The following is a 19,430-nucleotide window of genomic DNA, read 5'->3' as shown; positions in this document are numbered from 1 at the left end:
GGGGCCTTGCCGTACCCCTGCGCGGTGAATGTTTCATCACGTTCACGTACATGAAACGCGTCCGCGCATCGGAAGGGGCCGATACCGCAGGTAGGCGCTGTTCTGTGGCCGGCATCCGAACAGGAATGTTTCGAGGATGTCACCTGTGCTGTTGACAGGCGTTAGTGCTGTTCTACCTTAAGCGTGTTCGGTTACATGGATGGCGTCCACATATATGAACGAGGCGCCGAGTTAGCGAACCGAGGAGATCATCATGACTCTGATCGTCAGCAGGAGAAGGACGGCGGCCGCGCTCGCCCTCACCGCGGCCGCGGGTGTGGCCATGGCGGGCGGCCTCCTGAGCGGCGTGTCCGCCGCCACCCCCACCGGTGCGGCCAGGCTCGCCATGGCGGACCCCTACGCGCTGGTCGGCTGGGCCACCCAGGGCGGCGGTACGAGCGGCGGCGGCGGCACCCCCGCGACCACCGTGAACAACGCAACGGCGCTGACCAACGCGCTCAAGGCGAGCGGCGCCGCGGTGATCCGCGTCTCGGGGACGATCTCCTGCTCCGGGATGCTGAAGGTGGCCTCGAACAAGAGCGTCATCGGCAACTCCGGCGCCACCATCAGCGGCTGCGGCCTCAACGTCGCCTCGGCGTCCAACGTCATCATCCGCAACCTGACCTTCAGGAACTGGAACGACGACGCGATCAACGTGCAGTACTCGACCCGGGTGTGGATCGACCACAACACGCTGACCAACGGCTACGACGGAGCGATCGACATCAAGCGCGCCAGCGACTACGTGACCGTCTCCTGGAACCGGATCTTCGACCACGACAAGAGCATGTTGCTCGGCCACAGCGACGGCAACGCCTCCGAGGACGTGGGCCACCTGCGGGTGACCTACCACCACAACTTCTTCGACGGCAGCAACCAGCGCCACCCGCGGGTGCGCTTCGGCAACCCGGTGCACGTCTACAACAACTACTACGCCAACGTCGGCTCCTACGGCGTCGCCTCCACCGAAGGCGCCGGCGTCCTGGTCGAGGGCAACTACTTCGAGAACACCGAAGACCCGTTCCACCGCGGCGAGGGCTCCTCCGACCCGGGCAACCTCGTGGCCCGCAACAACCACTTCGTGAACTCAGGAAGCGGCGACCAGGGCGGCAGCGTCGCGTCCATCCCCTACTCCTACTCGCTCGACAGTGCCTCCACCGTCAAGTCGGTCGTGACCGGCAGCGGTGGCGCGGGCGCGGGCAAGATCAGCGTCTGACCGAGGCCCTTCAAGGCGGCGCAGGTTCACTCGGACAACAGCAAGAACATGCACGACATCGCCGAATCCTCTGCCAGGTCCATCAACTTCCTGGCCGACACATGGGGCTCAGGCGCGGATGCCGAACTGTGTCGGGACGCGTTCGACCACCTCCGCGCCAAGGCCTATCTCCTGTCCCAGGAGGGAGAGGACATCTCCCGCACCTTGCGGCACGTGGCCGATGACATCGAGCGCATCAAAAGCAATTTCGATGACACCGTGAAGCCATCGATCATCGAATGGGCGAACGACCTCAACAGCGCCGACGGCAGCGGCCCGCACACGCGGGCACGCGATTATCTGCGCCATATCAACGAGACGTTCCATTATCACTTCGACTCTTTCATGAGCATCTCCGAAGAACTCAGCCATGTATCCATCGCTTCCTTGGTCCCCAAGAAGTGAGCCGACACCAGAGATCGACGGTGGCCTCCATCGCGGATCGCCTACAGGTAGGCGGCTTTCGCGGCGAACCTGAGGTGACCGGCGTACGGCCCAGCGCTGATCGGCCCGCTGGGCCGTACGCTTGCGCGCCGGGCAGGGGAGGGGCGATACTCGCCCCTCCCGATCCATGCGAAGCGGGTCAGATGGTGCCGTAGTCCGCCAGGAACAGTGCTTCGGCGGTCGCCGCGCGGTGAAGCTCTTCGAGCACGAGCCGCTCGTTCGGCGCGTGGATCGCGGCGCCGTCGTCCTCGGCGCCGAACAGCAGGATCTCGGCGGCGGGGAACTGCTTGACCAGGGTGGCGACCAGCGGTATAGAGCCGCCCGCGCCGATGTCGCGAGGAGCCCTGCCGAACGCGCGCTCCATCGCGCGGTTCAGCGCGGTCCTGGCGCTGCCGCCGGTGTCGGCCAGGTAGCCGGAGCCGAGGACGCGGTCGGTCATCGACACCTGCACGCCCCACGGCGCGGCGCGGCGCAGATGCTCCACCACGTCGTTGGCGGCCGCGTCTGGATCACCGGCCGGGGGGACCCGGACGGTGACGCGGGCCCGGGCCACCGACTGGACGGCGTTGATCGCACCCTGGACCGTCGGCGCGTCGATGCCCGTGACCGTGATCGCGTACGAGGCCCAGAGACGGTCGGCCAGCGAGCCGGAACCGACCAGGGAGACGCCGTCGAGCACGCCGGCGGTGGCCCGGAACTCCTCCTCGGAGGGGCCGGTGCCGAGGAAGACACCGCGCGGCAGGCCGGGTACCCGGATGTCGCCGTTGTCGTCGTGCAGCGAGGCCAGCATGCGGATCAGCGCGGCGAGGGCGTCGGGGGCCGCGCCACCGAAGGAGCCGCTGTGCACCGACTCCGTCAGGGAGCGGACCTCGATGGTGAACGCGGCCAGGCCGCGGAGGGACGTGGTGACGGCTGCGTCGCCGACGGTGGGATTGCCGCAGTCGGCCACGACGATCGCGTCCGCGCGGAACAGCTCGGGGTTCTGCTCGACGAAGGCTTCGAGACGCTCGCCGGCGTACTCCTCCTGGCCCTCGATGATGACCTTGATTCCCACGGGGAAGTCGCCCTGGAAGGCGCGCAGGGCGAGCAAGTGGGTGATGACGCCCGACTTGTCGTCGGCGGCGCCCCGGCCGTACAACCGCCCGTCGACGAGAGTCGGCTCGAACGGAGGAGTGCGCCACAGCGCCAGGTCGCCGGCGGGCTGTACGTCGTAGTGGGCGTACAGCAGGACGGTGGGCGCGCCGTCAGGGGCGGGGGCCTCTCCGTACACGGCGGGGAAGCTGCCCTCGACGGGGATCTGCCGGACGTGCGGCAGCCCTGCGCTGCGCAACAGCTCCTCGGTCATCGCCGCGGCCGCGTGCACCGGCTCCTCCGGATGACCGGGGAAGGCCACCGAAGGGATGGCGACGAGCCGCTTCAGCTCGTCCACCGCCCGGGGCATCTCGGCTGCGACGGCGTTCTCGATCTGGTCAGGAGTCACGACTATCTGTTCCCCGCGTCGGCTGTGGTCTGATTCGACACATTGCACCACAGACATGGTGTGGACGGCGCGCCACCGGTGAGGGGAGTCCCAGGCGCGCAGGGGCGTCGGCCCCGGCCTGTCCGGGCCCGTCGGAGACGCGACACCCCAAACGGATTTCGTCGTTGTTACATAGCGATATCGCGGATTCCGAAGTTGTTGCATAATGTCGCCACGTAACCAGTTGTAATCCTTGGCGTGGAACATGCACACTGAGGACAGTCGAGATCACTGAGGAAGATAGCCATGACGCGACCTGAAACCGACACGGCCGCCGTCCTGAGGGCAGCGCAGGACAACCTGTGGATGCACTTCACCCGGCACAGCTCCTACGACGACGGCGAGGTGCCGACGATCGTCCGCGGCGATGGTGCCCACATCTACGACATCCACGGCAAGCGCTACCTGGACGGGCTCTCCGGGCTCTTCGTCGTGCAGATGGGCCATGGGCGCGCTGAGCTCGCCGAGGCCGCCGCGAAGCAGGCCCAGGAGCTCGCCTTCTTCCCCTTGTGGTCGTACGCCCACCCCAAGGCGGCCGAGCTGGCCCAGCGGCTCGCGGAGCTGACCCCCGGTGACCTGAACCGCGTGTTCTTCACCACCGGTGGCGGAGAAGCGGTCGAGTCCGCGTGGAAGCTCGCCAAGCAGTTCTTCAAGATCACCGGCAAGCCGGGCAAGCACAAGGTCATCAGCCGCGCCATCGCCTACCACGGCACCCCGCAGGGCGCGCTGTCGATCACCGGCATCCCGGCCTTCAAGGCGCCCTTCGAGCCGCTCGTGCCGGGCTCGATCCGCGTGCCGAACACCAACTACTACCGGGCCGACGAGATCACCGGCTTCCCGGGCCTGACGCCCGAGCAGTTCGGCCGGTGGGCCGCCGACCAGGTGGGCAAGGCCATCGAGATGGAGGGCGCCGACACCGTCGCGGCCGTCTTCGTCGAGCCGGTGCAGAACGCCGGTGGCTGCTTCCCGCCGCCGCCCGGATACTTCCAGCGCCTGCGCGAGATCTGTGACGAGAACGACGTGCTGCTCGTCTCCGACGAGGTCATCTGCGCCTTCGGCCGGCTGGGCACGATGTTCGGCGGCCAGAAGTTCGACTACGTCCCCGACATCATCACCTGCGCCAAGGGCCTGACCAGCGGATACTCGCCGATCGGCGCCATGATCGCCTCCGAGCGGCTGTTCGAGCCGTTCAAGTCCGGCGACACCTCGTTCTCCCACGGGTACACCTTCGGCGGGCACCCGGTCTCGGCGGCGGTGGCGCTGGCCAACCTCGACCTGTTCGAGCGCGAGGACATCCTCGGCCACGTCCAGAAGAACGAGCCCGTCTTCCGCGCCACGCTGGAGAAGCTGCTCGACCTGCCGATCGTCGGCGACGTGCGCGGCGCCGGGTACTTCTACGGGATCGAGCTCGTCAAGGACAAGACGACCAAGGAGACCTTCAACGAGGAGGAGTCCGAGCGGCTGCTGCGCGGTTTCCTGTCCAAGGCCCTGTACGAGGCGGGTCTGTACTGCCGCGCCGACGACCGTGGCGACCCCGTCGTGCAACTCGCGCCCCCGCTGATCTCCGGTCCCGAGGAGTTCGACCAGATCGAGTCGATCCTCCGTTCCGTTCTCACCGAAGCGGGAAACCGGCTCTAGACACCCGGCGTTTCCGCGTTTGTGCTGGTACGGCTCGTGTCCGCATACCATCACTCGGGCCATTCTGAAAGGATTAAACGATGAAGATCGGCGTACCAGCCGAGGTCAAGAACCACGAATACCGTGTCGCCGCCACTCCGGCCGGCGTCCATGAGCTCGTCCGCCACGGCCATGACGTCTACGTCCAGCGTGACGCGGGCCTCGGTTCGCAGATCCCCGACGAGGACTATCTCTTCGCCGGAGCGAAGATCCTCGACAGCGCGGACGCGGTGTGGGCCGAGGGCGAGCTGATCCTCAAGGTCAAGGAGCCCATCGCCGAGGAGTACCACCGGATGCGCGAGGGGCAGGTCCTGTTCACCTACCTGCACCTGGCCGCCTCCCGTGCGTGCACCGACGCGCTCCTCGACCGCCGGGTCACCGCCATCGCCTACGAGACCGTGCAGACGGGCAACTCGCTGCCCCTGCTCGCCCCCATGTCGGAGGTGGCCGGACGGCTGGCGCCGCAGGTGGGCGCGTACAACCTGATGCGGTTCAACGGCGGCCGGGGCATCCTGCCCGGCGGGGTCCCGGGCGTCGCGCCCGCGAAGATCGTCGTCATCGGCGGTGGCGTGTCCGGCCTGAACGCCGCGCAGATCGCGGTGGGCATGGGCGCCGACGTCACGATCCTGGACGTCAACATCGACAGGCTCCGCCAGATCGACGCCATCTACCAGGGCCGTCTGAAGACCATCGTCTCCACGCGGTACGCCATCGAGCAGGCGGTCGTCGAGGCGGACCTGGTCATCGGCGCGGTCCTCATCCCGGGCGCCAAGGCTCCGACCCTGGTGTCCAACGAGCTCGTGTCCCGCATGAAGCCGGGCTCGGTGCTGGTCGACATCGCGATCGACCAGGGCGGCTGCTTCGAGGACTCCCGTCCGACCACGCACGCCGACCCGACGTACAAGGTGCACAACTCGGTGTTCTACTGCGTGGCGAACATGCCGGGGTCGGTGGCCAACACCTCGACCTACGCGCTGACCAACGCGACCCTGCCGTACGCGGTGAAGCTGGCCGACCTCGGGTGGCAGGAGGCGCTGCGCGGCGACGCGTCGCTGGCGCTCGGCCTGAACACCCACGCCGGTGCGCTCACCTACGAGCAGGTCGCCGACGCGCACGGGCTGCCGTACGTACGGGTCGCCGACCTGCTCGGCTAGCGGAGCGTCACCAGGGGGACGGTGCCGGCGGCGCGACGACCGGCGGGCGGTCGTCGCAGGTGATGGTGTTCGGCAGCTCCCACGGGGCGAGCCAGGGCCCGGTGGCGCCGCCCCCGTCGTTGCCGCCGAGGTCCGTCAGCGAGAACTCCGATCCCGCGGGCGTGAAGTGGAACGTCCCGCAGTTGTTGACGCCGACCGCGCCGACGTTGCGGGCGTCCACGTTCTCGAAGGACGCGGACCCCGCCACGCGTGCGCTGACCACCGAGGTGCCCGTGCCGTCGACCCTGATGTCCTTGAAGTGGACGTTCGTGATCGAGTACAGGTCCTTCACCGGCCAGTCGCTGACCAGCATGATCGCGTTGTAGGTGTTGTCGAGGAAATGGTCCCCGGTCACCTGGATGTCCGCGTCGATGTCCTTCTCTAGCGCGTAGAACCAGATGGCTCCCAGGCCGATGTTCCAGTTCAGCTCGTAGGTGCCGGCCCGGGCGGTGGTGTTGTCGATGATCCGCAGGTGCCCGGTGAACGCCTCGGCGCCGAAGCGGGACCCGACCTGGATGGCGCTGCCCTCACGGATCGGGTCGGCGACGAGGTTGTTCGAGATGGTGGTGTCCGTGCCGCCGTAGACGGCGATGCCGTTGGCGAGGACCGGCGTCTGCACGGTGTTGTGGTCGAAGGTGTTGCCGGCGTTCGCGGTCTTCTCCGACCACATCGCGAGGCCGTCGTCACCCGAGTTGCGGACGAAGTTGTCCGCCACGACCGAGTTCGTGACGGCGGTGTGGAAGTTGAGGCCGTCGGCGATCTGGTCGACGATGACGTTGCCGGTGATCCTCAGGTTCGTCATCGGGCCGTCGAACCACATGCCCACCTTGGTGTGGCGGATGTGGAGGCCCTCGATGGTCGAGTCGCTCATCGCGCCGCCGACGCCGTTGACCTGGTCGGTGTCGATTCGCTCGCGGACGTCGCCTTCGATGGCGAAGCCGGACAGGTGGACGTCGTGGCTGCCGCCGGCCGAGGCGTCCTTGCCGTAGAAGCCGACGCCGGTGTGCACCGAGCCGTCGGGGGCCGGGGTGCCGAGGGCGACCTCGTGGCCCTTGATGATCGTGTACCAGCTCCCTGCGCCCTCGATCGTCACGTCGTCGACGATGATGTGGCGGTTCACCTGGTAGGTGCCCGGCGGGATGTAGACCTTGAGGTGGGTGCGCCTGGCGAAGGCGATCGCCTTGTCGAAGGCGCTCGCGGAGTCGCGCCGGCCGAGCGGGTCGGCGCCGAACGCCAGCACGTTCGCCGCGACCGGCCTGACGTGCGGCGCGCCGACGAGTTCGGAGTCGAGCAGGTCGATGACGGTCCAGGCGGCGCCGCTCCCGGCGGGGGCCGTGAGCCGCACCCTGTCACCCGGGCGGTAGGTCTTGCCGAGCAGGAGGCGCTGCTCGTCGTAGAAGTGGTTCGGGCGGAACGGCTTGGTGATCGCCGGGGCGGGCGTCGTGGCGGCGGGCACGCAGGAGCACTCGGTGATCCACCAGTCGGGGTGCAGCAGGTCGGCGTTGGGATCGTTCGAGAACGGATACTGGTTGTACAGCCACGCGTACTGCGAGGTGAGCGTCATGGCCTTCTTGGCCCCGCCGTTCACCGTGACGGTGAGCGGCGCGGTGATGCCGCCGCCGCCGGGAGCGTCGGGGATGCTGTAGCGCACGGTGATCGCGTTGGCGGCTCTCGGCAGCGTGAACTCGACATGCTGCCCCGGAGTCAGCTTGACCGCCTTACGGCCGGACGCCTCGGCCGGCAGCGTGTACGCGGTACGGTCCGGGCCGATGATCGTGCCGTTCGTCGCGGCGTTCTCCGCCTCCTGCTCGGCGAAGCCGACGGCGGCGCCCCTGCCCGCGACGAGCGACGGGTCGAGGGCGGCGCGGGTCACGACGGGGGTCGAAGAGCCGCTCGCGCCCCTGTCGGCGAGGGCCGTGCCGCCGAGCGTGACGCCGAGACCGAGGGTGACCGCGGTCACCGCCGCGACCGCCACCGCGGCCCTTCGCGGTGCCCTGCCGGACCACCTCGCTGCGGCTGCTGTGCTGCTCCGTGACATCGAATGCTCGCTTCTCTCGGGGGGTGAACTCCTGAAGACGTTCGAGGCGAGCGAACGCCATGAGGGTGAGGTGACATTAGGACTGCGATGCCCCGTTCCACAAGGCTCCTGCGAAATAGTTTCGCAATCTTGCTGTAGAGCTGCGTCAGTCTTGTGAATTCTTGCGCGGCCTGCCGTGAGTGTTGCGACGTTTTCGCAACCGCCGCATGGCGGCGCCACGGGACGCAGGGAAGACCCGGACCTCGCAGGCGGCCGGTGATCGCGGGGTCAGGAAAGGCCGAGGCGTTTGCGGAGCTGCCGGGAGGTCGCGAGGACGTGCTCGACCTCTGACGGGGTCGGCCAGGGGGCCGTGCCGGGACGGACCAGGGTCATACGGACCGAGCTGAGGTGCTCGACGGCGCCGGAGTGCAGGCCGCTCTGCTCGGTCAGCCAGGCGATGGCGTCGATGGGTTCCCTGAGCCGCCGGGTGAGCAGGTCCCAGGTGCCGAGGATCTCGGTGAGATCGGCCAGGCGCAGGACGGTGCCGCCCCGCCGGCCCGCCGCCGCGACGGCCAGCTCGGCGCGGGCGACCAGCTCCGGTTCCACGGGGCGATCCCACGCCGGCGCCGCCTGGTCGGCCGTCAAGCGAGTGCTCTCCGCCGTCTGGTTTCCGATGACCGACTCCAGCGTGCCGAGCTCGGTAGCCGCCCCCTGGTGCCCGTACATGGCGGCCTGGCGGAACCAGTGCTGCCCGCCCCGCAGGTCGTTGTGCTCCGCGATCAGCAGCAGGCCGAAGTTGTAGGCCGACTCCGGGTCCCCGCTGGCCGCCGCGCGGCCGAACCAGTGGCTGGCCGCGCGAGGGTCCTCAAGCTCGACGCAGACGAAGCCGGCCATGCGCTGGTCCTCGACCCTGCCGAAGTGGGCGGCGCGCTCGAACCAGGCGCGGGCCGTGCGCAGATCCCGGCGCGCCAGCGCCAGCCTGCCGAGCTGGGAGGCCGCCGCGGGGTGGTCGACCTTGGCGGCCAGGCGGTAGAGGGTCTCCGCGCCCTCCGGATCGCGGTCGGCGTGCAGGAGCCGGCCCAGGTAGTACGCGGCGTCGGCGTGCCCGCCACGGGCGGCGTACTCCCACCAGCCGCGAGCATGCCCCTCGTCACCCGTGGCGTAGCTCATGAAGGCGAGGTCGTGGGCGGAGGAGAGATCTCCGGCCGACGCCGCGCGATGGTGCCAGTCGCGGGCGGCGGCGGCGTCACCGACGTCCTCGCAGAGCAGGGCGAGCCGCCGCGCCGCCGGACGTGAGCCGGCCCCGGCCGCGCTCTCGAACCACTGGCGCGCGCCGAGGACGTCTCCTCGCTGCTCCAGGAGCAGGGTGGCCAGGTTGACGGCCGCCTCGGCGTCTCCGGCTCCGGCCGCCAGCTCGTACCACGAGATCGCCTCGTCGAGGCTGCCGTGTTTCTCGTGCCAGATGCCGAGGTTGTAGGTGCTGTCGATGTTCCCGGCTCCCGCGGCCCGCTCCCACCAGTGGCGCGCCGCCGACCGGTCGCCGCGCTGGGCGTACAGGCGGCCGAGCCGGTGGGCTGCCCCGGAGTCGCCGGCCTGGGCGGCGTTCAGGAGGTCGGCCTCGCTGGGCTCGCCGGGGGGGAACGGCTCAGGCGCACGGGGCACCGGCACGGCGGGCCATGCGACGGCCGCCTCCGGTTCACCATGCCACCACGTCATGGGGGAAAGAGTCGCACGTGATCGAAAGGGAGGGAACATAATCGACAGCTTCTTGCCGTCCGGCGAAACGCGTTTGACTCGCCTATCGATACTGGTGGTGACCGTTCGTCAGGGTGACCACAGCCGGAAGCCTATGTCGGGTTATGTCGATAAATCCGGCATACATCCCCATCCCACAGACGAACCGGAGCCGTCCCGGCGCCTGCGGAGCCAGTCGCACCGTCGCCTCACCCGTGACCGGAAGCGTAAGGTCACGGCCCTGGATGGTCAGCGTTCGGGTGCATCCCCTGTTGTCCAGGGTGCGGAAGACGATCTCCGCGGGCCGGTCCGCCTCGATGGCCGCCACGGCCGGCCGGTAGCCGCGGTCCGTGGACCAGATGGTGACGACCTGCGTGCCGTCCGCACGCGTCTGTACGGGAGCCGCCGCGACGGGAGGGGAGAACTCGGGCAGCCACCCGCCCAGACGAAGCCCGGCGACGACGGTCACCGACCCGGCCACGAGTGCCGCGGCCGCGGCGAGCGAAGCCAGCCGCGTCGTGGCGAGGCGGCGGACCAGCAGGCCGAGCAGGGCGAACGCCGGGGCCGTGCCCGCCACGAACCCGGCCATGACGGCCGCCCCGCCGATCCAGGACCCGCTGGACACCGCGACGACCTCGGTGCTGAGCGTGACCCCGCAGGGGATCATTATGGTGGCCGCTCCCACCAGCGCCGGCGAGAGCGTGCGCGAGACCGCGCGGGAGTGGCGCGCGGAGCGGTCCGGGGCACGGCCGCCGTTCCTGACGAGCCGGACGGCGAAGAAGATCACAGCGGTGCCCGCCCCTGTCAGGAGCACCGCACGTGCCTCGGGCGGGATCCGCACCACGCCGCCCAGCAGCCCGAGCAGCGCGCCGGCCAGCACATGGGACGCGAGGCGTCCCAGGATGAACGCCGTCACCATCGCGGGGCCGGACGAGGGCTCGCCCGTGGCCGCGCGACCGGCTCCGCACGCGCCGGACACTTCGCAGGGGCGGGGAGGATGCCCGTCCGGTGGCCGGTCGCGGCCCGGTGGGGAAGGCGGGGCCCGGTGGCCGGCGCGGGATCCGGTGAGGGCGATGAGAACCCCTCCCTGCACCGCCGTGCAGGAGGCGGTGCCCGCCACCAGCCCGGCGGCGAGCCCGCCCGCGAAGAGGGCCGCGGGTGTCATCCGTCGCGGCCCAGGGGCGCCGCGGTCTCCCGTGGTTCTGTGCTCGGCGGCACGCGATCCTCCTCCGTAAGGGGTTCCTCGCGGAACGTAACGGAGCGAGGCGGTGACGACCAGTGACACTTCGCTAACCCTCAGGTGCCCCCGCCATGTCAAGCGTCACCCCGCCCTCCGGGCCGCGCTTATGCCGAGCCGCCCTTCAGCACCGAGATCCGCTCGAAGTACTCGTCGTCGCTCAGCTCGCCGCGCGCGTACCGCTCGGCCAGGATCTTCTCCGCCGATGCGGTGGGGGAGGCCGTCGCCCCGCCGCCGCCCGCCCACGGGACCGTACGGCCCGCCGCGAACGGGCCCCAGCCCCGGCGACGGGCACGGATCACGAGCACCGCCATGGTGACCCAGAACAGTGCCCAGAACATCGGGATGATCGGCCACCACGGCCCCGGTCCGAAGTGTGTGTAAGGCATTTCCCTCTCCTCGCTGGTTGGATGCCCTCCACACTGCCCTTCCGCGGCGCGCCCGCAATCGCCCCACCGGCGCGTCCCGCGCTACCACGTCCGCCGGTGTCTGTCGGGTTCGCCCTACGCCCACGGTCGTACTCGCGGACGGGTCAGGGCCGGCCGATGGCGTCCAAGGGGTTGGCCGCGACGCGGCCGGCCATCCCCGAACGCACCGACCTCCCGGCGGAGCGACCGCGCGACCCCCGCACACAGGGCGGCCGGGTGTGGGGTGCCTCAGATCCAGCCCGGCTTCACCAGGCCCGACTCGTAGGCGATGACGACGAGCTGGGCGCGGTCGCGGGCGTGGAGCTTCATCATGGCGCGGCTCACGTGGGTCTTGGCCGTGGCGGGGGCCATGTACAGCTTGGCGGCGATCTCGTCGTTGGTCATGCCGGCCGCGACCAGGGTCAGGACCTCGCGCTCGCGGTCGGTGAGCTGGTCGAGCCCGGCGACCACACGCGGCTCCTTGGCCCGGGAGGCGTACTCGGCGATGAGCCGCCGGGTCACGCTGGGCGACAGCAGCGCCTCGCCGTCGGCGACGACGCGCACGGCCTGGATCAGCTCGGCCGGCTCGGTGTCCTTGACCAGGAAGCCGCTGGCCCCGCCGCGGAGCGCCTCGAAGACGTACTCGTCCAGCTCGAAGGTCGTGAGGATGATGACCCTGACGTCGCCGGGCATCCGGCGGGTCGCGGTGAGGCCGTCCGTCCCGGGCATGCGGATGTCCATCAGCACGACGTCAGGTCCGAGCCGCTCCGCCAGCCGGACGGCCTCGGCGCCGTCCGACGCCTCGGCCACCACGGTCATCCCGTCCTGGGCGTCGAGCAGGGCGCGGAAGCCCGCTCGTACGAGAGCCTGGTCGTCTGCCAGCAGGATCTTGATCACTCGGCGTCCTTGGAAGTGGTGCCCGCGATGGGCGGGATGGGAAGGCGGGCCTCGACGCGGAAGCCCGGCGGATGCGGCCCGGCGGTCAGCGATCCGCCGAGCGCCACGGCGCGTTCCCGCATGCCGGGGATCCCGTTGCCGCCGCCCTCGCCGGTCAGCGCGCTCGGCCCGGTCGAGCCGCTGTCGTCGACCTGGACGGACAGCTCCTCGGGGGCGTAGGTGAGCGTCACCGTGGCCCGGGCGCCGGGCGCGTGCTTGGTGACGTTGGTCAGCGACTCCTGGATGATCCGGTAGGCGGCCCGCTCGACGCCGGGCGGCAGCGGGCGGGGAGTCCCTGCGACCCGCTTGGTGACGGCCGGCCCCGTGCGTTCGATCAGCTCGTCGAGCTGGTCCAGGCCCGCCGTGGGCGACCGGGGGGCGTCGTCGCGGAGCACGCCCAGCACCGACCGCATCTCGGACAGCACGTCCTTGCTGGCCTGCTTGATGGTGGCCAGGGCCGTACGAGCCTGCTCGGGGTGCTCGTCCATGAGGTGCAGCGCCGTGGACGCCTGGACGTGGATGAGCGAGATGCTGTGCCCCAGCACGTCGTGCAGCTCCTGGGCCATGGTCAGGCGTTCCTCGCTGGCCTGCCGCCGCGACTCCTCCTCCGCGACGCGCTCCGCCTCCAGGCGCTGCTCGCGCCGGGCGCGGGCCACCTCGGCGGCGGTCAGCACGACCAGGATGATCGCGCCGATGCTCGCGTGGTGGAACCAGCCCTGCGACCTCGGGAGCAGCCAGGTCGAGTAGACGGCGAAGAAGGCCCACAGGGCGGTCGAGGTGATCCAGGCGGCACGGCGGTGCCCGGTCAGGACGGCGTTGACGATCGCGATGATCGGGCTGAGGAAGACGGGGCCGTAGGAGTAGCCCTCGTAGACGTAGACGCACGTCGCCGCGATCACCGTCACGAGCGTGGCGACGGGGTGCGCCCGGCGCATGAACAGAGCCAGAGGCCCGACGCACAGGAGCGCGAAGCCGAGCGGGTCGAGCAGCACGCGCGTGGTCGGGTCGGCGGCGTCGACCTGGCCCCTCTGCGCGCCCCAGGAGCCCCACACCTGTGCCATGCCCACGATGATCGGGAGCATGGGGTTGACCCAACCGGGACGTTTCGCGCGCACCTCAGAAAGGTATGTCAGCCCGCTTCCCGGTGCATCGTCCCCACGTGGCAGTGCCGCCTACATTGCTCGTCGTACCAGGTCCCGCTCCCGGTACCCGGCACCGGCGCGGCCACCTGGCCGGTTCGTGACGCTCTGATCATTGTTGACCTCGGTCGCGGAGCTGTGAGTCAATGCTGATGCGATCTAGGAATGAGGTCCACCATGAGCTTCCGCCGCCTGGCCCTCCCCCTCACGGGGATCGCCGTCTCCCTAGCACTCGTCGCACCGCCCGCGAACGCCCAGGACCCGGCCGCCGAGGCGCGGTCGGGCACCCACGGGCACGGGCAACCGGCGAAGGTCCCCGTCGCCGAGGGGTACGGCGGGGCGGTGTCGACCGTCGACCTGGACGCGAGCAAGGTCGCGCTCGCCATCTTGAAGCGAGGCGGCAACGCCATGGACGCGGCCGTCGCCGGGGCGGCCACGCTTGGTGTGACCGAGCCGTATTCCGCGGGCCTCGCGGGCGGGGGCTTCATCGTCTACTACGACGCCCGGCGTGGCAGGGTCGTCACGCTCGACGGCCGCGAGAAGGCTCCGCAGGCGATGACGGAGACCTCGCTCCAGGAGAACGGCGCCCCCATCCCCTTCGCCGACGCCGTGACCAGCGGCCTTTCCGCCGGCGTGCCGGGCAGCGTGGCGCAGTGGGAGGTGGCGCTGCGGCGCTTCGGCACCATCTCACTCAAGCAGGCGCTCCAGCCGGCCGCCGACGTGGCCGCCAACGGCTTCACGGTCGACCAGACCTTCCACGACCAGACCGCCCAGAACGCCGCCCGCTTCGCGGACATCACCTCCACCGCCGCTCTGTACCTGCCGAACGGCGCTCCGCCGCCCGTCGGCTCGGTCTTCCGCAACCCCGACCTCGCCGCCACCTACCGCGAGCTGGGGCGGCGCGGCGCCGAGTGGCTGTACGGGGGCAGTCTCGGCCAGGAGGTCGTGGCCACGGTCAAGGCGCCTCCGGTCAGGCCGGGCGCCACCCGGGTCGTGCGGCCGGGGCTGATGGAGGTCTCCGACCTGCGGGCGTACCGCGTGCTGGAGCGACCCCCGACCAAGATCGAGTACAACGGCATGGACGTGTACGGCATGGCGCCGCCGTCCTCCGGTGGCTCCACGGTCGGCGAGGCCCTGAACATCCTGGAGGCGCTGCCGAAGGCCGGGCTTCACGAGTACCTCGAGGCCTCCCGGCTCGCGTTCGCCGACCGGAACAAGTTCGTGGGCGACCCCGGCTACGTCGACGTGCCGCTCAAGGGGCTGCTCTCCGACGGGTTCGCCAAGGAGCGCGCCTGCCTGATCGGCGACGTCGCCATGCCGCATCCTGCCGCTCCCGGGTCCCCCGACGGCTCGTACGGCGGATGCCGGATCGAGGGCACGCCCTTCACGGGCGGCGAGGGCGCCGCGGCGCAGACCGGGCAGGGAGCCGAGGCCGAGAAGCCCGAAGGGCCGGAGACCACGCACCTGGTGGTGGCCGATCGCTGGGGGAACGTCGCGGCGTACAACATCACCATCGAGTCGACCGGCGGGAACGGCATCGTCGTCCCGGGACGCGGGTTCCTGCTCAACAACGAGCTGACCGACTTCACCTTCGGGCCGGCGCCGGGCGACCCCAACCTGCCCGCCCCGGGCAAGCGCCCCCGGTCGTCGATGGCGCCGACGATCGTCCTCAAGCACGGCAAGCCCCTGCTCGCCGTGGGCTCCCCGGGCGGGGCGACGATCATCACGACCGTGCTGCAGATTTTGCTCAACCGCTATGAGCTCGGGATGACCCTGCCCGAGGCGGTCGCGGCGCCGAGGGCGAGCCAGCGTAACGCCGCCGCGACGCAGGCGGAGCAGGCATTCATCGACCGGTACGGCGCGGAGCTGACCGCTCGCGGGCACACCTTCACGACCGTCCCCGGCCCGCCGGCCGGAGAGCTCGGCGCGGCCACCGCGCTGGAGTTCCTCGGCCGGGGCAAGATCCAGGCGGTCGCCGAGCCTTCCCGCAGGGGAGGCGGCAGCGCGCTGGTCGTCTCGCCGGACAGGCCCTAGCCGATCAGCTCGTAGGCCTCCGGCCGCACCCTGCGGGTACGGGCCCAGAACTCGAAGGTGAAGCCGGGCCACAGGGTGCGGTTGCGGCCTTTGTCGTCGAGGTACCAGCTGACGCAGCCGCCCTCGGACCAGACGAGCCGCGACAGCCGCTCCTGGAGCCTGTCGTTGTACGCCTGCTGGGCCGAGGGCCGGACGTCCAGGGCCTTCGCTCGTGTCCTGGACAGGAGGCGAAGGCAGGACATCACGTACCGCACCTGGGCCTCGATCATGAAGACGACCGAGTTGTGCCCGAGACCGGTGTTCGGGCCGAGCAGGAAGAACAGGTTCGGGAACCCGGCCGTGGAGGTCCCGAGGTAGGACTCGATGCCCTCCCGCCAGGCTTCCTGGATCTTCAGGCCGTTCCTGCCGATGATGCGCTGCTCGTTCAGCGCGTCGGTGACCTTGAACCCGGTGCCGTAGACGATCACGTCCACGGGGTGCTCCCGGCCGGTCGCGTCCACGATCGAGTGCTCCCGGATCTCGGTGATCCGGTCGGTGATCAACTCGACGTTGTCGCGGCCGAGCGCGGGATAGTAGTCGTCGGAGAGCAGGATGCGCTTGCAGCCGATCGTGTAATCGGGCGTCAGCTTGGCGCGTAGTGCCGGGTCGGGCACCTGGGCGGCGAGGTGGCGTTCCGCCATCACCTGATGCACCTTCATCAGCCGCGGGTCGACGGTGAAGCCGAGCGCGCGCGTCTCCAGGAGCCAGTAGACCGCGTTGCGCAGCGCGCGGCCCGCCAGGGGCATCGTCCTGAGGGCACTTCTCAGCCGCGGGGAGAGCGGGACATCGGGCTTGGGCTGGATCCACGGAGCGGTGCGCTGGAAGAGGTGCAGCCGCTCCACTTGGGCGGCGATCCGCGGGACGAACTGGATCGCGGAGGCTCCCGTGCCGATGACCGCCACCCGCTTGCCGGTCAGGTCGCAGGAGTGGTCCCAGTTCGCGGAGTGGAAGGCCCGGCCGGCGAAGCTCTGGCGTCCGGGGATCTCCGGCAGGGACGGGACGTGCAGCGCGCCGATGCCGGAGACCAACGCGTTGGTGGTGAACGTCTCGCCGTCGCCGGTGCCGACCCGCCAGCGGCCGGTCGCGTCCTCGTACTCCAGCCCGCAGACCTCGCGGCCGAAGCGAAGGTGCGGCGTGAGCTCGTACTTCTCGACGCAGCGCCGCATGTAGTCCCAGATCTCGCGCTGCGGGGCGAACAGCCGTGACCACTCCGGATTGAGCTCGAAGGAGAAGGAGTACATGGGGGAGGGGACGTCGCAGGCGCATCCGGGGTAGGTGTTGTCCCGCCAGGTGCCGCCGAGGTCCTGTTCCTTCTCCAGGATGACGAAGTCGTGGTATCCGGCCTCTTTCAGCTTGATCGCCATGCAGAGGCCGGCGAAGCCGGAGCCGATGATCGTGATCCCGGGGCCTGCGGCTGCCATTCCATCTCCTCCGGTCCGTATTGGACTCAGGGTCCAATTTAGCCGGGGAAGGTCCTTCTGGTCCACCCGCCTCTTACGGGCCCCGTCACTCTATTTCGGATGCGAGCTTCGCTTTCAGGCATGGGAAAAGCGCCGCTGGCGGTCGGCCGGCGGCGCGCTACACCTATGAGCGGTAGGACGTTACTGGAGCACCAGGAAGACCACCACGGCGACGACGATGACGGCGGCGATCACGACGATCGCGGGGACCAGGTAGGACCGCTTGGGCGCGACCGCTTCGGGCTCCTGGCGCTGGGCGAAGGCCTTGAACTGCTGGGTGTTTCCCGCAGGATCAATCTGAGGTTCGGACATGGCATGACTTTATCGACCTCAGAGGTGAGTTGACGCTGTTTATGCCAGTTCGGCCTTCGAGGTTGTGACCTTGCCCTGATATGCCCGAACCCGACCCTGATCGCGGATGTCGCGGCTTTCTTCCCTTCTGGTAGCCAAGGTGGATGTGATCCGAAAAGATGTCGTCGATGAACGGGGAGCAGCCATTACGGGAAGCCGCCCTGACCGACCCGCGAAGTGTCGGCCCCTACGTGATCCTGCGCCGGCTCGGTGAGGGCGGCATGGGCATCGTCTACCTCGCGCGGGACGACGCCGGGCGCCAGGTGGCGCTCAAGGTGATCCGCCCCAACCTCGCCCACCAGGAGCAGTTCCGCCGACGGTTCCGCCAGGAGGCGGAGGCGGCACGGAAGGTCGCCCGCTTCTGCACCGCGGCCGTCCTCGACGTGGGGCTGGAGGGCGAGCAGGCCTACATCGCGACCGAGTACATCGAGGGCCGGGACCTGTCGTCGGTGGTGGGGGCGCGGGGGCCGCTCACCGGATCGAACCTGGAAGCCCTCGCGGTGAGCGTGGCGACCGCGCTGGCGGCGATCCACCGGGCCGGCGTCGTCCACCGTGACCTCAAGCCCGGCAACATCCTGCTGTCCCCCCTCGGCCCACGGGTCATCGACTTCGGCATCGCCCAGCTGGCCGACACGGGCGGGGACACCGGCCTGGTGATCGGCACCCCTCCGTACATGTCACCCGAGCAGGTGAGAGGCGGCCGGGTCACCGGGGCCAGCGACGTGTTCGCGTGGGGTGGCGTGGTCACCTACGCCGCCACGGGCACCCCTCCGTTCGGCACCGGAGCCCAGGCCGAGGTGGTCTACCGGGTCGTCAACCACGTGCCGCGGCTCGACGGCCTGGATGAGCGGCTACGGCCGCTGGTCGAGCGCGCCCTCGACAAGGACCCCGCGAGGCGGCCGACGGCCCAGCAACTCATCGACCGGCTGCTCGGGCAGGAGGAGGTGACGGCCGAGGCCGCGACACGGCTCGTCAGCGCCACCTGGACCGCGCCGGAGGCCGGCCCGGCGTCCACCGCCACACCTCCGGTCCTGCCATCGGCCACGGCCACCGCCGGACCGGCCGAACCCGCGGCGGAGCCGGCTTCGGCCGCCCCGCCACGGCGGCCGCGCGCTCGCAGGCGGTGGGCGCCGCTGGTCGCCGTCGGGTCGGCGCTCGCCGTGTCCGCCGCGGTCCTGCTCGTGTGGCCATCGCTGCTGACCGGCGGGTCGGACGCTCCGCCCACGGGACGCCAGATCTATCAGGACGACTTCAGCGACCGTACGACCGACTGGTCGCTCTGGGACTACTCCACGGGCGGGTACAGCGATGGCTACCTCCCCGAGGGCGCCCTCGCGCTCGACGCCCCCAATCCGCCCTTCGAGACCCACATGCTGGTCTCGCCGTTCACCGAGGTGCCGGAACGGGTGTTGATCCAGGTCGAGGCGTCCACGCGCAAAGGGACGAGCCCGCGCTGGTCGTTCGGCCCGACGTGCATGGGCGAGGGCAACGACTCAGGCGACCGGTACGAATTCCTGCTCGACCACGACGGATTCACCCGGATCCGCCGGGTGATCGCGGGAACGGGCGGTGAGCTGGCGGTGTCCAAGAAGGCCGTCGTCCCCAAGGAGGCGCTCAACGGCACCCGCCACCGTCTCCAGGTGTCCTGCGAGCCGGGCCAGAGGGCGGGGGAGGTGCTCCTGCGGATGTGGGTCGACGGAGCCCTGGCCAACTCCGTCACCGACCCGAACGGGCTCAATAAGCGGGGGGTGGGGCTGATCGCGAGGGTTTCGGGTGGGGGGGCCGTCAAGGTGTCTTTCGACGACTACACGCTGTACGACCTGACGCCGGTGAAGAGCCCGTCCGTGGCGCGCGGCGGTGCCGCCGGGACGGGGATCCACGAGGGCGCGGGCGCGGCACCGACCGGCACCACTGGAGGGACCACCACCAGGGACGGATAGCGTGGGGGC

15 protein-coding genes are annotated in these 19,430 nt (G+C 70.2%); 6 read left to right on the top strand and 9 right to left on the bottom strand.

Annotated features, from left to right (window positions below; genetic code table 11):
- The first annotated feature begins 253 nt into the window (after positions 1 to 253).
- Positions 254 to 1,255, top strand: a complete 1,002-nt coding sequence (locus ABD810_RS28545; RefSeq protein WP_344947143.1) for a pectate lyase family protein — start codon at positions 254 to 256, stop codon at positions 1,253 to 1,255.
- A gap of 48 nt (positions 1,256 to 1,303) precedes the next feature.
- Complete coding sequence (locus ABD810_RS28540) at positions 1,304 to 1,699, top strand: hypothetical protein (protein ID WP_344947141.1); 396 nt, start codon at positions 1,304 to 1,306, stop codon at positions 1,697 to 1,699.
- 178 nt (positions 1,700 to 1,877) lie between these two features.
- Here ABD810_RS28540 and ABD810_RS28535 read toward each other — a convergent pair whose 3' ends face one another.
- Positions 1,878 to 3,218, bottom strand: a complete 1,341-nt coding sequence (locus ABD810_RS28535) for a dipeptidase (RefSeq protein ID WP_344947138.1) — start codon at positions 3,216 to 3,218, stop codon at positions 1,878 to 1,880.
- A 285-nt stretch (positions 3,219 to 3,503) separates the two neighbouring features.
- Here ABD810_RS28535 and ABD810_RS28530 point away from each other — a divergent pair, with 285 nt between their 5' ends.
- Both ABD810_RS28530 and ald read left to right on the top strand, forming a co-directional pair.
- The gene (locus tag ABD810_RS28530; RefSeq protein WP_344947134.1) at positions 3,504 to 4,895 is read left to right on the top strand and encodes an aspartate aminotransferase family protein; all 1,392 of its coding nucleotides are present in this window, start codon (positions 3,504 to 3,506) and stop codon (positions 4,893 to 4,895) included.
- A gap of 80 nt (positions 4,896 to 4,975) precedes the next feature.
- Entirely contained in the window at positions 4,976 to 6,088 is a 1,113-nt protein-coding gene (ald, locus tag ABD810_RS28525; protein WP_344947131.1) for an alanine dehydrogenase, read from the top strand.
- Between the two features lie 7 nt (positions 6,089 to 6,095).
- On the opposite strand, the gene ABD810_RS28520 is transcribed toward ald, so the two are convergent.
- The 6 genes from ABD810_RS28520 to ABD810_RS28495 all read right to left on the bottom strand — a co-directional run bounded on the left by ABD810_RS28520 (position 6,096) and on the right by ABD810_RS28495 (position 13,540).
- The gene (locus ABD810_RS28520) at positions 6,096 to 8,102 is read right to left on the bottom strand and encodes a glycosyl hydrolase family 28-related protein (protein ID WP_344947128.1); all 2,007 of its coding nucleotides are present in this window, start codon (positions 8,100 to 8,102) and stop codon (positions 6,096 to 6,098) included.
- 330 nt (positions 8,103 to 8,432) lie between these two features.
- On the bottom strand, positions 8,433 to 9,860 hold the full coding sequence (locus ABD810_RS28515) for a tetratricopeptide repeat protein (protein ID WP_344947126.1): 1,428 nt from the start codon (positions 9,858 to 9,860) through the stop codon (positions 8,433 to 8,435).
- Positions 9,861 to 9,942: 82 nt separating this feature from the next.
- Positions 9,943 to 11,043 carry a sulfite exporter TauE/SafE family protein gene (locus ABD810_RS28510; protein WP_344947123.1) on the bottom strand — a complete coding sequence of 367 codons (1,101 nt, stop codon included), beginning with the start codon at positions 11,041 to 11,043 and terminating at the stop codon, positions 9,943 to 9,945.
- Positions 11,044 to 11,222: 179 nt separating this feature from the next.
- Positions 11,223 to 11,504, bottom strand: coding sequence for an SHOCT domain-containing protein (locus ABD810_RS28505; RefSeq protein WP_344947120.1), 282 nt, complete (start codon positions 11,502 to 11,504; stop codon positions 11,223 to 11,225).
- Between the two features lie 267 nt (positions 11,505 to 11,771).
- Positions 11,772 to 12,419 (bottom strand): response regulator, encoded by a 648-nt coding sequence (locus ABD810_RS28500; RefSeq protein WP_344947118.1) that lies wholly within the window; start codon positions 12,417 to 12,419, stop codon positions 11,772 to 11,774.
- Positions 12,416 to 13,540, bottom strand: a complete 1,125-nt coding sequence (locus tag ABD810_RS28495) for a sensor histidine kinase (protein ID WP_344947116.1) — start codon at positions 13,538 to 13,540, stop codon at positions 12,416 to 12,418. Before ABD810_RS28495 ends, ABD810_RS28500 begins: the two co-directional genes overlap by 4 nt.
- 234 nt (positions 13,541 to 13,774) lie before the next feature.
- Here ABD810_RS28495 and ggt point away from each other — a divergent pair, with 234 nt between their 5' ends.
- Positions 13,775 to 15,631 (top strand): gamma-glutamyltransferase, encoded by a 1,857-nt coding sequence (gene ggt, locus ABD810_RS28490; RefSeq protein WP_344947114.1) that lies wholly within the window; start codon positions 13,775 to 13,777, stop codon positions 15,629 to 15,631.
- Here the strand turns inward: ggt and ABD810_RS28485 are convergent.
- On the bottom strand, positions 15,628 to 17,091 hold the full coding sequence (locus ABD810_RS28485; RefSeq protein WP_344947112.1) for a flavin-containing monooxygenase: 1,464 nt from the start codon (positions 17,089 to 17,091) through the stop codon (positions 15,628 to 15,630). The two genes, ggt and ABD810_RS28485, sit on opposite strands and share 4 nt — an antisense overlap.
- Positions 17,092 to 17,271: 180 nt before the next feature.
- Complete coding sequence (locus tag ABD810_RS28480) at positions 17,272 to 17,442, bottom strand: hypothetical protein (protein ID WP_344947110.1); 171 nt, start codon at positions 17,440 to 17,442, stop codon at positions 17,272 to 17,274.
- A gap of 167 nt (positions 17,443 to 17,609) precedes the next feature.
- On the opposite strand from ABD810_RS28480, the gene ABD810_RS28475 reads away from it, so the two are divergent.
- Positions 17,610 to 19,421 (top strand): serine/threonine-protein kinase, encoded by a 1,812-nt coding sequence (locus ABD810_RS28475; RefSeq protein ID WP_344947107.1) that lies wholly within the window; start codon positions 17,610 to 17,612, stop codon positions 19,419 to 19,421.
- The last annotated feature ends 9 nt before the right edge of the window (positions 19,422 to 19,430 follow it).

It is taken from the genome of Sphaerisporangium flaviroseum (assembly GCF_039537005.1).
GTDB classification, from domain to species: domain Bacteria; phylum Actinomycetota; class Actinomycetes; order Streptosporangiales; family Streptosporangiaceae; genus Sphaerisporangium; species Sphaerisporangium flaviroseum.
Note: the sequence above shows the minus strand (reverse complement) of the source record. Positions and strands in the feature narration are given on the sequence as shown.

Coding starts and splice junctions, on each gene's coding strand:
- ABD810_RS28480 (WP_344947110.1), bottom strand. CDS start 17,442: ATGTCCGAACCTCAGATTGATCCTGCGGGAAACACCCAGCAGTTCAAG.
- ABD810_RS28510 (WP_344947123.1), bottom strand. CDS start 11,043: ATGACACCCGCGGCCCTCTTCGCGGGCGGGCTCGCCGCCGGGCTGGTG.
- ald (WP_344947131.1), top strand. CDS start 4,976: ATGAAGATCGGCGTACCAGCCGAGGTCAAGAACCACGAATACCGTGTC.
- ABD810_RS28495 (WP_344947116.1), bottom strand. CDS start 13,540: ATGCTCCCGATCATCGTGGGCATGGCACAGGTGTGGGGCTCCTGGGGC.
- ABD810_RS28530 (WP_344947134.1), top strand. CDS start 3,504: ATGACGCGACCTGAAACCGACACGGCCGCCGTCCTGAGGGCAGCGCAG.
- ABD810_RS28545 (WP_344947143.1), top strand. CDS start 254: ATGACTCTGATCGTCAGCAGGAGAAGGACGGCGGCCGCGCTCGCCCTC.
- ggt (WP_344947114.1), top strand. CDS start 13,775: ATGAGCTTCCGCCGCCTGGCCCTCCCCCTCACGGGGATCGCCGTCTCC.
- ABD810_RS28540 (WP_344947141.1), top strand. CDS start 1,304: ATGCACGACATCGCCGAATCCTCTGCCAGGTCCATCAACTTCCTGGCC.
- ABD810_RS28475 (WP_344947107.1), top strand. CDS start 17,610: ATGAACGGGGAGCAGCCATTACGGGAAGCCGCCCTGACCGACCCGCGA.
- ABD810_RS28515 (WP_344947126.1), bottom strand. CDS start 9,860: ATGACGTGGTGGCATGGTGAACCGGAGGCGGCCGTCGCATGGCCCGCC.
- ABD810_RS28485 (WP_344947112.1), bottom strand. CDS start 17,091: ATGGCAGCCGCAGGCCCCGGGATCACGATCATCGGCTCCGGCTTCGCC.
- ABD810_RS28505 (WP_344947120.1), bottom strand. CDS start 11,504: ATGCCTTACACACACTTCGGACCGGGGCCGTGGTGGCCGATCATCCCG.